Source organism: Marinilabilia sp. (assembly GCF_016278715.1).
Classification (GTDB): domain Bacteria; phylum Bacteroidota; class Bacteroidia; order Bacteroidales; family Marinilabiliaceae; genus Marinilabilia.
In genome coordinates, this window is record NZ_JADQBH010000078.1 from 1 (window position 1) to 13,338 (window position 13,338).

The 13,338-nt window shown below is 41.3% G+C and carries 8 protein-coding genes and 1 pseudogene; 5 read left to right on the top strand and 4 right to left on the bottom strand.

The window, feature by feature from the left end; genetic code table 11:
- Positions 1–144: 144 nt before the first annotated feature.
- Both QZZ43_RS05040 and xyl3A read right to left on the bottom strand, forming a co-directional pair.
- A complete protein-coding gene (locus QZZ43_RS05040; protein ID WP_291856834.1) occupies positions 145–1,353 on the bottom strand; it encodes a Gfo/Idh/MocA family oxidoreductase in 1,209 nt (402 codons plus the stop codon).
- 362 nt (positions 1,354–1,715) lie between these two features.
- Positions 1,716–4,319: a xylan 1,4-beta-xylosidase gene (xyl3A, locus tag QZZ43_RS05045; protein ID WP_291856835.1), complete on the bottom strand. Its 2,604-nt coding sequence runs from the start codon at positions 4,317–4,319 to the stop codon at positions 1,716–1,718.
- A gap of 265 nt (positions 4,320–4,584) precedes the next feature.
- On the opposite strand from xyl3A, the gene QZZ43_RS05050 reads away from it, so the two are divergent.
- Positions 4,585–4,722 (top strand): hypothetical protein, encoded by a 138-nt coding sequence (locus tag QZZ43_RS05050; protein WP_291856836.1) that lies wholly within the window; start codon positions 4,585–4,587, stop codon positions 4,720–4,722.
- A gap of 482 nt (positions 4,723–5,204) precedes the next feature.
- Here QZZ43_RS05050 and QZZ43_RS05055 read toward each other — a convergent pair whose 3' ends face one another.
- On the bottom strand, positions 5,205–7,544 hold the full coding sequence (locus tag QZZ43_RS05055; RefSeq protein ID WP_291856837.1) for a TonB-dependent receptor: 2,340 nt from the start codon (positions 7,542–7,544) through the stop codon (positions 5,205–5,207).
- 149 nt (positions 7,545–7,693) lie between these two features.
- Positions 7,694–8,794, bottom strand: coding sequence for an AraC family transcriptional regulator (locus tag QZZ43_RS05060; RefSeq protein ID WP_291856838.1), 1,101 nt, complete (start codon positions 8,792–8,794; stop codon positions 7,694–7,696).
- 119 nt (positions 8,795–8,913) lie between these two features.
- Between QZZ43_RS05060 and QZZ43_RS19575 the strand changes: the two genes are divergently transcribed.
- The 4 genes and pseudogenes from QZZ43_RS19575 to QZZ43_RS05075 form a co-directional block, all read left to right on the top strand.
- The gene (locus QZZ43_RS19575) at positions 8,914–9,090 is read left to right on the top strand and encodes a DUF6371 domain-containing protein (RefSeq protein WP_367221271.1); all 177 of its coding nucleotides are present in this window, start codon (positions 8,914–8,916) and stop codon (positions 9,088–9,090) included.
- Positions 9,091–9,937: 847 nt separating this feature from the next.
- A complete protein-coding gene (locus tag QZZ43_RS05065; protein WP_291856839.1) occupies positions 9,938–11,491 on the top strand; it encodes a type I restriction-modification system subunit M in 1,554 nt (517 codons plus the stop codon).
- 52 nt (positions 11,492–11,543) lie between these two features.
- Entirely contained in the window at positions 11,544–12,971 is a 1,428-nt protein-coding gene (locus QZZ43_RS05070; RefSeq protein WP_291856840.1) for a restriction endonuclease subunit S, read from the top strand.
- 15 nt (positions 12,972–12,986) lie between these two features.
- Positions 12,987–13,338, top strand: a pseudogene (locus QZZ43_RS05075) (hypothetical protein); the annotation flags it as partial.

Consider the following 13,338-nt stretch of genomic DNA (forward strand, 5'->3'; position numbering starts at 1 on the left):
GTTAAAAAAAACATAAACGCAAAGACGCAAAGTTTTTATTATGAGAGAGTTATGTGTCTCGTTGCGGATTGTGTAAATTATTAATTATCAAACACTTATAACTCATGAGATTCAAGATAACGAAGTGTTGCTATAAACAAAAACCTATAATTGGGGCCGGTTTAGAGATTTATTTACTTTTTTATGAAGTTCGAAACCAGGTATGTCCAGGCCTTTCAGTTCAATGGAAACAGGTTTTCCGGTATTGGCTGCCTGGTAAACAGCCTCCATTATTATCATATCTCTCAATCCCATGTCGCCGGTTGCCAGAATGGGGGTGTCGCTGATGATACTAAGGGCAAAAGCATCCATCTGCCGCGCCTGTTGGTTGACGTTTGGAAGGTCCATCGGTCCAGTGAGGGTTTCCCCGCTGATGTGGCTGTAACTATAGGCAGGGTTTAATTCCCACCACCCGTTTTCGGCCGTTGTCTTTAAGTAATTGGCATTATCGGCATAGCTTGTGTGGTGTGTAGATGTGGTGCCATCAGGATATTTAAGGGTAAACGAGATGGATTGTTCCACTGAATCGAACAACTCCGGTTTGGTAACTTCTCCATATTGGGCTTCAACTTCAACGGGCCATTGTCCTTTGGTATAGCAGGCTCCCTGGATGGTGTATATACCTATGTCCATGAGGGGGCCGCCACCTGCCATTTCTTTATCCAGACGCCAGCTTTTGTTGTTGAGGACGAAACTAAATCCGGCATCTGTGTTGAGTACTTTTCCCATTTTTTCTGTTTGTCCCAGTTCCATTGCCCGCAAATGATGAGGCTCAAAATGAAGCCGATACCCCACAGATAATTTCACATTGTTGTCGTTACAGGCTTTGATGATGGCTCTGGCATCCTCTACGTTGGTGGTCATTGGTTTTTCACAAATCACGTGTTTTCCTGCTTTGGCTGCCCGGATAGAATACTCGGCATGCATGCTGTTGGGAAGCACTATGTAAATGATATCAATGTCTTTATTGTTGACGATGCTGTCAAAATTATCATAGTTGTACACATTCTTTTTTGGGATGTTGTATTTTTCCATCCATTGTCCTTCTTTGGCAGGAGTCCCGGTAACAATACCGGTGAGTCTGCAATGCCTGGTTTCCTGAAGTGCAGGTGCCAGTTGTCCTGTGGCATATCCCCCTAATCCTACCAGTGCAACGCCGGGTATTTTGTTTTTATTATCAGCTTTTCCGGCAGAGCTGGCTCCACATGCTGTATTTAAAATGCCGGTTCCGAAAAAGCCTGCAGTACCTATCAGTCCAAGGTTTTTCAGAAATGTTCTGCGATCGGTATCTTTGGATAGTTTTTTGTTTTGCATGGTGGTGATTTTTAGTTGAACGGAGCTAACCTGATTAATGGATATACAATTTACGTATATGCCTTATAGGGTTAAATATCTTTTGTTGTCTTATGTTTCTGATGTGGTTTATTGACTTAATAGTTCGTTAAAAAAAGCCTAAACGCAAAGACGCAAAGTTTTTATTATCATAGAGTTGTGCCAGATATTGCGCATTGCGCAAACTACTCACTAACAGGCATTTAATCCCGAAGCTTCGGGATCACGAAGTATTGTTGACTTAAACTAACAATTATGTTTCGGAAATGGTTTTATCGTTTAAACAATAAAAAAAGCCATCTACACGAGATGTAGATGGCTGAATATTCAAGAAAGTCAATGATTTACTGAACTACTGTAAGCGGTACCTCATGTAAATCCTGCACACGGGATGAGCTGCCAACCAGCAGATTGTAGTCCCCGGCCAGGGTGGTCATCCGCTGAGCATCAGCATTCCACCATTCCAAAACATCTTCCGTAAGTTGAAATTCTACTTCCACTGTTTCACCTTTGGGAATAAATGCTCTTTTAAATCCACGCAATGTCAATGACGGGCCCTCTGTGTCATCGGGTTTCTGAAGGTAGAGCTGTACAACTTCTTCTCCATCATAGTTGCCGGTATTTGTTACCGATACCTTTAAAGACTCCTCTTCATTGGCTGATATGGTGGAATTCGTTAACTGAAGGTTCTCATAACTGAAAGTGGTGTAGCTCAATCCATAACCAAACGGGAACAAGGGTTCTCCCTCGAAATATCGATAGGTACGGTTGGCCATGTTGTAATCCTGAAAATCGGGAAGCTGTTCCACGTTTTTGTAGAAGGTTACCGGCAAACGACCAGCAGGATTGTAATCACCAAACAGAACATCTGCAACAGCTGTTCCGCCGGCCTGACCGGGATACCATGCCTGCAAAATGGCTGAAGAGTAATCAGTTACTTCCTCAAACCCAATGGCAGAGCCGGAGCAGTTGACAAGAATTATTTTTTTTCCGGCCTTATGTAATGCTTTAAGAATTTCTTTTTGAATTGCAGGCAGGGCAATGTCTGTGCGGTCGCCTCCCTTAAAGCCCGGAAGATCTACCCCCATCTCTTCGCCTTCGAGGAAAGGAGAGATACCGGAAGCGAAAACAACCACATCGGCATCTGCTACGCGTGCCACGGATGCAGGAATGTCCACTTCTGCCATGTAACCCATGTTGAAGTCCAGTTCGGCTTCGGACATATAGTGGGCAAATTCCAGTTCAATATCATAGGATTTGCCTGCTTCTGCCTCCATTTTGTATTCCTGCTTGCGACCACCATGTTCTGCCCTGTGTTCAAACACGGGTTCTCCATCCACCATTAACCGGATGATGCCATTGACGTAAAAATTAAAATATATTTCTCCTGATTGTTCCGGAGTAAACACACTTTTGTACCGCGCTGAGAAATCTGTCAGGTTAACACCGGGAGCAAAAACGGTCGCTCCGCCGGTATGAAAACTGAATGGTGTATTAACCAGTGTTTCCACATCAGGTTCTCCTTCACGATCGGGATTGTTCCAGTATTGTGCCGAGAACCCTTGTCCCTCTTCACTGATGCACTGGTTGAATACACTTTTAAAGATGCGGTTGTCCACCCATTCGGTTCCCTGCTCATAGATTACCTGGTCGTCATTTCCTAAAGCATTTCGGATTCCCTGTAGAATGGTTGTGGTGGCCGCTGGTGTTCCGTTGTAGTTGCCCCACTGCATGAGTGAGTCATTGGCATTGGGGCCCATGACTGCAACAGTGAGTCCTTCTTTTTTCAGCGGAAGGGCTCCGTTTTTATTCATCAACAGTGTCATGGATTTGCGGGCGGCTTCCAGGGCCATGTCAGCGTGTTCCGGAGAGGATACTACTGAATAAGGAATTTTTGACCATTCCACCTCTTCATCCGGATCCATCTCGCCTAGCTCAAATCGGGCAATCAGCAACCGACGCAGGGAAATATCCAGTTGTTCTTCAGTAATCAATCCCTGTTCAACAGCTTCTACCAAAGCCGGATAGCTATCGCCGCAATTCAGATCTGTTCCTGCCAGGACGGCATCTGCTGAAGCCGCTTTCGCATCAGGGTGGGTGGCATGTGCATTTTCATTATAAAAATCATTGATGCCCCAGCAATCAGAGAGTATCACTCCGTCGAATCCCCATTCATTGCGCAGGATATCTGTCAATAATTGATCGTTTCCGCAGCAGGGTACACCTTCAAAACGGTTGTAAGCGCACATCACCATACGCACATCACCATCGATTACGAGTTTTTTAAACGCCGGAAGATAAGTTTCATGTAAATCTCTTGGCTTAATGTTTTTGGCATTAAAGGAGTGACGGTTCCATTCGGGTCCCGAGTGAACCGCGTAATGCTTGGCGCAGGCGTGTAGTTTGTCATATTTGCCGGAGCGGTCGCCTTGCAGCCCCGTTACCACTGCCGTTCCCAGAACACCGTTCATAAAAGGATCTTCACCATAAGCTTCCATTCCTCGTCCCCATCGCGGATCGCGAAAAACATTAATATTAGGTGTCCACATGGTTAGCCCCTGATATCGGCTGCGTTCTCCACGTTCCTTGAAATAGTGGTGTTTGGCACGTGCCTCATCCGAAATGGCAGAAAATATATCCAACACCATATCCCCGTCAAATGCTGCTGCCATACCTACGGGTTGTGGAAAAACTGTTGCTTCGCCGGCCCGCGCTACACCGTGTAACGCTTCGTTCCACCAGTTGTATTCCTCAATTCCCAGTCGTTCAATAGGGGCATTACGATCTACCATTAAAGACACTTTTTCTTCAAGTGTCAGCTCCTTTAGCAAATCGTTTGCCCGTTCTTCAGGGGAATAGCTGTTGTCCTTCCATATTTCTGTAGTGCATCCAACTCCCGTGAAGATAAATATTCCCAGTAAAAAGATTCCAGGTAGTCTTTGTTTCATGATTTCTGTTTTGTTAGCAATTTTCCTTGTTCAAAGATAGAAAAATCAGGCGAAGAGGAACAGACGATTTTTGCTGTCCGATGGGTATTGTTCTATCCTGACTTGTGTTCCGGAATTTCAATCAATGGCATTATGGCCTGTGTGTTGCCTTATGGCGTCCATTAGACCCTGGCGAGGACACCCAACGAATTAGCGAACCAAGTTTGATTTTGCTGTCAATTCTTTTTGGACTAATATTATGGTTCAGAGAAAAAAGGAAACGACAATGGATAAAATGAGAGAAGTACGTGGAGAAGTGGAGCTAACGGGTTCTGCTTTAAAAAATATCGCTACGACAATGGGATTATTTGATATATTATTTAGAGCTGAAAATAAATTGAAACAGCAATTTAAGATTGAATAATCAGCTATTCAAAAGGGATTTTCATGATAGAGTGTTTTTGTACTCTTTAATCCCTGAAATTCTCACCAAACGGAGAATTGCCAAATAGGGTATTTTAACAATATTGTAATGTTTATGTTGGAAAAAAGTCTGTTTGAGTGAGGGCTTTCATCTCTTAAGTTCAGTAAATAAACTGTTAAGTCTTTTTGGAAAAAGAAAAAAAGTTAGTTTTAGAGGCAACCGAAAACTTAAAAACAATAAAACAAATTGGATGTCCTGCCCCGAAGACTGCTTAAGGATAATTTTATATTCTGACCTTTATGTGGCTGGGGGATAATTGATTCCATAAAGGAGGGTGTACGAAGCATGCTAAATAAACATGGATTGTGCACTTTTTTTTGATGAAGAAAAATAACCGTTCTTGGGAATGCGTTTATTGAATCGTTGTGCATAAGCCTACTCCAAAAGGATACAGTTTTATGTAAGAGAGGAGAGCCTTGCCTTTACCACAGTAATTTGTATGAAAAATAGGGATATACCATAGTAATACCATGCTCCACCACTTTTCGTTTTTCAAAATCATAGGCCCATCCGAACATTTCGGTTTGCATTAAGACATTTTTAGCTTGAATGGCAATGACATGTGCCTTTTTATTTTGGTTGATTTGATAATTGACGGCTATATCTAAAAACAGCTTGTTGCTTTCCTGCCATTCAAAAGCTTTTGATTCATCCGGTATCACCATTTCATGCATGGCCGATTGCTCCTGTTCAGGTGGAGTAAAACGGTTACCGCCCATAAAAGCAATTTTACCGTTAAGACCAAGCGTGTTTTTTCTTTTTATTTTCCATTCTTTACCACCCAGCAAATTGAATACAAAGTTCCGGTTAAATGATGTATTGTACTTTTTGCCATCTCCTCCGATGAATTTTGAATCGAAAATAGTGCCCGTGAACATGTAATAAAATCCATCTTTCATATATCGCTCCAGTGTGATGTCAATCCCCTTGTTGGTGCCTGTCCCTTTGTTGGTGAGGGGCTTATCGAAATACATGTCCCAGGTATAATTTATAAGGGATTCTGAAGAACCGTCAATGACAGGTACGTCGTACAATTCCTGATAATAGCCTTCTGTTTTTAGCTTAATGCTTTCGTTAATCCTGAAATCATATGCCAGAACATAGTGGTGTGCTTTCGTAACCCTGAGTTGAGGATTGAGTAGGTGTCCGGTGTCATTTTCTGCCAGGTAAAAACGCACGGGCTCTGGGCGACTGTGTTTGCCATAAGCAAGATGAGTGGAGTGGCGGGGCAGAAATCGCCAGGAAATCCCCATTCTGGGTTCCGGTATCCAATTGTTATTCATTTCAAAATAAGAGATGCTGATGCCGGTATTAAGATCGATAGTCGGGCTAATCCGCCATTGAAGTTGATCGAAAACTCGCGCTTGCATAACATTTCCACTTTGGTCAGTAATGAGCTCCAATATCTCGTTAATTCCGGGATTTGGGTTCCCCCGAATGTTTAAGTTGTAGTTTTGAAATGTTAGGTTTACGCCGCCTTTGTTGGTTAGGCGATTGCTTATTTTGGTTTTGACACTGGTATTAAACAGGACTCGTGTGTTGTTTTCTTCATGATCGGCCAGGGGCATAACTTCACCATTGCGGAGAAGTTGGTCGCTGTTCATTGAGAACCTGCTGTAGGTGGTTGCCAGTGAAGATTTAAGGTAGTGCTTTCGGCTTGTATTCAGCTGGTGTGAAATGCCGGCTGCAGCCATGTCCGAACCAGTAACGTATTGATTGTTGTCAAAAGTATTTGACCAATCATCCGGATCTTCATCCGGCTCGAAAGACACATTGCTAAGCCCGCCAATGCCCCATATTTTAAATGTTCCCGAGTTGGCAGTAGGCAAATAGAACTTGAAACTCAAATCCTGATACTCCGGTATTCCAAAATCATTACCAATTAACAGTCCAGCCAGGCCCATGGTGGAGTATCGGTAATTAAACAGATAAGAGGCTTTATGTTTGGAATTCAGAGGGCCTTCCGAACTGATATCAATTCCCTGCGATCCGATCTGGAAAGCCGACTCTCGATTGTCGGTGTTGCCATTTCTGAGTTTCATATCGAACGCTCCTGACATGGCATCGCCGTATTCTGCCGGAAAAGCACCTGTGAAAAAATCAGAATTGGACAACATATTCACACTGAAAACTGTTTCTATGCCTCCGCCGTTGTTGACCCCGTTAAGATGGTTGGGTGCCGGAATCTGAACGTCTTCAAGTTTCCATAAAATACCTTTGGGGGCATTTCCTCTGATTACTATGGCATTGTCATTAACCCCTTCGGCCATCGTAACACCAGCGAAAGAACCTGCCAGTCGAGAAGGGTCGTTCCAACCGCCCGCAAAACGGGTGGCTTCTTCTACAGAGAAAGAACGAGCCGAGAGTGTTGCCATGTTATTTTGTGCTTTGTCTTTGCGAAAGCCTGGTTTGATCACAATTTCTTCTAATTGTCTGAAGTTTTCTTTGAGCAGAACATTCAGCTCGGTTTCTTTTCCAGACCCTACATTGATTTCCTTTAAAAGGGCCTGCTCATAGCCAATGAAACTAAAGCTGATGGTATATCGACCTATCTGCACATTCTCCATAATATAATGCCCGTTTGCATCAGTGGTTGTTCCTATTAAAGGATTAGAATCCACTATGTAAACGTTCACCTGTGGCAGAGGCATGTGAGTGTCCGCATCTAATACGCGTCCTTTAATATTTTGTGTTGGTGTTTGAGCCGAAAGTTCCAATAGCACAAAACAAAACATCCAAATCAGATAAATTTTCATTTTCATTTTCATTTTCATTTTATTTTATGAAACAAGTTTATCATGTTTTTAGGATGCAACCGTTCGGAATTATAAAAGTGAACCTGTTTTTATTGTTGTTGTAACATAATCAGGTTTCTAGAATGGTTTCTGAAGCGAATGAAAAGTGTACGGGATTATATATCGGAACATTTTTCCTTGTACTCAGAGGGAGTTTGCCCGGTCATTCTTTTAAATGTGGTATTGAAAGATGTTTTGGAATTAAAACCAGAATCAAACGCAATTGCGATCATGGTGATTTTTTTGTCACTGTTCCTTAGCAACTCTTTGGCCTTTTCTACCCTGTGACGATTGACAAACTGGAAAAAGTTTTCATCGAAACCTGAGTTGATGGTGTAAGACAATTGATGGGGCGTAATCGATAACTGCTTTGCTAATTTGACAAGATTTAAATCAGAGTCCAGATGAGGTTGTTCGTTAATCATTATGTTTCTAAGCTTTCTCATGATTGACTGTAATTCGTCATCGGCGAGTAATTTCTTCCTTTCCTGAATTTTCCCATGGGGGCTGTTTGCCATTATCAAGTTCTCTTTTTGTGAGGGAAAAATCTCCTTCTGTTTCAAAGAAAAATGCGCAATAATAAAAACTGTAATCAGTTGTATGCTGTTTAAAAGAATATTGGGAGCCTGACCGTTGAAGAAAATATTGTAGAATAAAACGATGATGGTTAGTGTCAGAATCTGGATAATAATATATTCCAGCCAGTTGAGGTTGATGTCCTGAGTGTTGGAGGAATACAACAAAATCTGTTTTTGGTGCTTCCTGATTTTAATAAAAGCCAAAATACAATAGAGTAGTGCCTGGAATAAAATGATAATGGTCCCTGTTGTGTTTAATAATGATTGATTGGACGTATTGGGAATTTTGTTGATCTCAATGGCAATAAAAACCATGGGTATTAACAAGTGTTTCCAGTGAGAGGGCCTGATTTTTAAATTGGGATTTGTATAAAATAAAACAGCAGCATACAGGGATGATGGTGTGAAAATCTGAATGGAATGAATGAAGGTGGAAAGGTTTTTGTTGATTTCGCCAAAACCTGTGAATTTGGCTATTTCTTCCAGCCAAAACGTGGAGAGAAGTAATAAAAAAACAGACAGCCATTTATTGCCTCTGGCGTTTATTTTTAATGGGTTGGTTGCGTTTATGAATGCCAGTAGAATTAAACCTCCGAAGATGGTAATTACGAACAGATTATTGAAATTGGTAAATGCCATTTTTATATAATGGATGTTTGATTTGCAGAAAATTTAAGTCAAATATATCCCAAATATCCTTAATTGAACCGTTCGAGGATTATTTTTTGAGTTAACGAATGACAAGTTCCCATTTTCAAATGTTTGAGATTGAAACGAACACAACAAGGATTTTTTTTGAAAAGAATCAGGTTGCTTACCTGATTAATGAATTTAGAATTTGCACTTCTAAGTATTGGCCGCGCGCCACCGTTTTTTGGCAAATTGATGACAGGGAACGGATTCATACAGGGAAAATCATGTTTTACGACCCATAAACCGGGAAAAGGGTAAAAAGGAAAGTGCCATTTATTCAATGGCTGCAAAAAGTTTTACAATTTTATTAAAATCAGAAAAAGCTTTGCACCTGAGAACTTTTTTAGGATAATATTTTAGTGATTTTTGTTCTGAAACGAGCATGACAACGATTGCTCCAAATGAGATTGTAAACAATCAATCATGCGAGTTACATCAGACCTATAACTTAGATAAATTTCATACTGATGAAAGATTGTTTTAAAACAGCAATGCATCTTAGTATTTAAAAGGCGCGCGGGCCCGTCCGTTTTCCGGGCCGGCGGTTGGCGAGAAGGCTAAATGGACGAATTCAAGGCCTTGCGGGCCAGCGGGAAATTAAGCCTGATGTGGGCGGATAGGTTTAAACGGACTAGTCCCGATATAGGTTTTGTAAAGTTTTTGTGGAAAACTCCCAAAAACCATAATCGGGATTTGTTTCTTTTTGGGGCAATGCCAAAAAGAAAACCAATAATGAAATCCAAAATTTGTCTGCTGACTTTTTCAGCTAGCCCTAATATAATTTTTTATCGTATGAACAATTGCTTCATTTTTCTTTCAAGCACTTAAATGGGGAATACATGTTTTTATTGCCTTGGTGCTATTTTTGCTTCAACAGTAACCAATTTTAAAACCGTCCTGCTAAATTTAGTGGGGCGGGTTTTTTTTATCCTGATTAACTTCCAAAATTACCTTGGGAAAATCCCTTCGATTAATTTACCATAAAATTCGAACGAATTGTTAATTTTAGGGCAAATAAGGATAAACTCCAATTGAATAGGTTTGTCTTTCTACAACATCTTAACTAAAATCTAATAGTCATTAAAATATATGTCTGAAGACCAAAAAAAACAGTTGGAAACCCAACTATGGGGAATAGCCAATCTTTTAAGAGGAAAGATCAGTGCCGACGATTACCGGGATTATATTCTCGGTTTTATTTTTTACAAATATTTGTCCGAGAAGCAGCATTTATATGCCAATCATTTGCTTGTTGGGGAGAGTGTGACGGAATACCAGGAATTAACTGATCCGGAAGCTCTTGATGCCATTCGTGAAGAGTCGCTGATAAAGCTGGGGTATTTTCTGGAACCTCAGGATCTTTTTTCGGAGGTAACCCGGCGCGGGCTCGAAAACGATTACATACTGGAAGACCTTCAGCGTATTCTCAACCACGTTGAGCAAAGTACCATGGGTACGGAGTCGGAGGATGATTTCAACGCCTTGTTTGAAGATCTGGACTTGAATTCTACCAAGATTGGTCGCACGGTAAAAGCACGTAACGAGATTATCGTTAAGATTTTGGATTATCTCAATCAGATTGATTTCAAACTGGACGAGATTGAATCGGATGTGCTGGGCGATGCTTACGAATACCTGATCTCTAAATTTGCTGCAGGAGCCGGAAAATCGGCCGGAGAGTTTTACACGCCACAGCAGGTTTCTAAGATTTTGGCCAAGGTGGTTACCACCGGTAAAGACAAACTGAAATCGGTTTATGATCCCACCTGTGGTTCGGGCTCTCTGTTGTTGCGTGTGGCCAAGGAAGCCACCGTGGGTGAGTTTTTTGGTCAGGAACTGAACCGCACCACCTACAACCTGGCACGAATGAACATGATTTTGCATGATGTGCATTTTCGCCAGTTCGATATTCAGCAGGACGATTCCCTGGAACACCCCCAACATCTGGAGCAACGTTTTGAGGCTGTGGTGGCCAATCCGCCGTTCTCAGCTCATTGGAAAGGTGCTGACAATCCCCTGAACGAAACCGATGAGCGCTTCAGTCAGTACGGCAAACTGGCACCTAAAACGAAAGCCGATTATGCCTTTGTGCAGCACATGATTTACCATTTGGCCGACAATGGCATTATGGCCTGTGTGTTGCCTCATGGTGTGTTGTTTCGCGGAGCAGCAGAAGGTGTCATTCGTCAATACCTCATAAAAGAACTCAATTATCTGGATGCCGTCATTGGTTTGCCTGCCAACATCTTTTATGGTACCTCTATTCCTACTTCTATCCTGGTGTTGAAGAAATGCCGTAAGGTGGACGACAATATTGTGTTCATCGATGCCAGCAAAGAAGGTCATTACATCAAAAGCGGCAATCAAAATACCTTGCGCGACGAGGATGTTGAGCTGATTGTGGATACTTACCGCAATCGTACGACCATCAACAAATTTAGCTATGTGGCCTCATTGGATGAGATTGCCGAAAATGATTACAATCTGAATATTCCCCGTTATGTGGATACCTTTGAGGAGGAGGAACCGGTGGATCTGAATCAGGTGGCCGGGGAAATAAAGGAAATTGACCAGGAAATGGAGGAGGTAGATGAGGAAATTGAAAAATATTGTAAGGAATTAGATATATCAACACCATTTTGAAATAGGGTATCCAAAAATTTGGTTTCTATTTGAAAACAAAAAAATCACAAAAATGCACATAACCACCAAAACGGACGAAATCACCAAAATGAATGGGATTTTCGAAATGGTTGGGAAATGTGTTGTTGTAGATACGCCCAATTTGGGCGTATCTACCGCCCAATTTGGGCGTATCAACCGCCAAACAGAATGTGGATTGACAATAATCAAGGTCCAGACAACCAACAGAAAACAAATGAAACAACATAACAACATACCGCAACTGAGATTCCCGGAGTTTGATGGGGAGTGGGAGGAGAGACCAATAAAAAATATAATCTCAGATGCTCGCTTAGGTGGAAACTATAGGAACCTAGAAATTAGTAAAGGTTTACCTCTAATAAAAATGGGAAATATAGGAAGAGGGAAAATTATTCTTGATAAAAAGTACTTTCTTCAGGAAAAAGAAGAATACAATGAAAACGATATTTTAAAAGATGGCGATTTTTTGTTTAATACCAGAAATACCTTAGAATTAGTTGGTAAAGTAGCAATCTGGCAAGATGAATTACCTCTTGCGTTATATAATTCAAATTTGTTACGAATTACTTTCAATGATGAAATAGAAAGCACTAACAGGTTTATTAATTATCTGTTCAATACTTATTCAACAATTAAATCACTTCGAAGATTTGCAATTGGAACAACGAGTGTTGCAGCAATCTATAGTCGGGATTTATATAAGTTGAAGGTTAAATTTCCTACCCTCCCCGAACAACAAAAAATCGCCCATTTCCTCACTGCCGTTGATAAACGCATTCAACTGCTGACCCGCAAAAAGGAGCAACTGGAGCTTTACAAAAAAGGCACCATGCAAAAGATCTTTAACCGGCAAATCCGTTTTAAGGATGAAAAGGGGAGGGAGTTTCCGGAGTGGGAGGAGAAGAAGTTGGGGGAGGTTTTTGATCGAGTAACACGAAAGAATACAGAAAATAATAATAATGTATTAACCATATCCGCTCAAAATGGATTAGTCAATCAGTTGCTATATTTTAATAATTCTGTTTCTGGGAAAGATCTCCAAGGTTATTATTTGTTGGAAAAGGGTGATTTTGCCTACAACAGGAGTTATTCTAGAGGTTATCCTATGGGGGCCACAAAAAGGCTTAAGAATTACACAAAAGGAGTAGTCTCGACCCTTTATATTTGCTTTAGGAGCAAAAGATGTATTGAAGGTGGTTTTGCAGAAAAAATGTTTGAGTCTGGAGTAGTAAACAAAGAAATATATAAAGTAGCCCAAGAAGGTGCTCGGAACCATGGTTTATTAAATATTGGAGTTGGTGATTATTTTGCAATTAGGGTTGTAATTCCAACGCTACCCGAACAACAAAAAATCGCCCAATTCCTCACCGCCCTGGACAAAAAAATAGCCCACACCACCGGCGAAATTGAAAAAATGAAAGAATGGAAACGGGGATTGTTGCAAAAACTGTTTGTGTAAACCATACCAAATGAGATGACCCACAAATTTCAAAATAAATACCGCATTTCATCGGCCCGATTGCCAAATTGGGATTACGGCAGCAATGCCGCCTATTTTGTCACCATTTGCACCAAAAATCGCGACCATTTTTTCGGTCGTGTGGTCAATGGTGAAATGCATTTATCTGATGTTGGCCAATTGGTCGAAAAATTTTGGTCCGAAATACCCAACCATTTTCCATTTGTTGTATTGGATTCATTCGTGGTGATGCCCAATCATGTGCACGGAATCGTCGTGATTGATAAAAATGATTATGGGGATGGCGGTATACAAAACAATGGGGTTTCGCAGGATGATGGGGATATGGGGGATGATGGTGAAACGC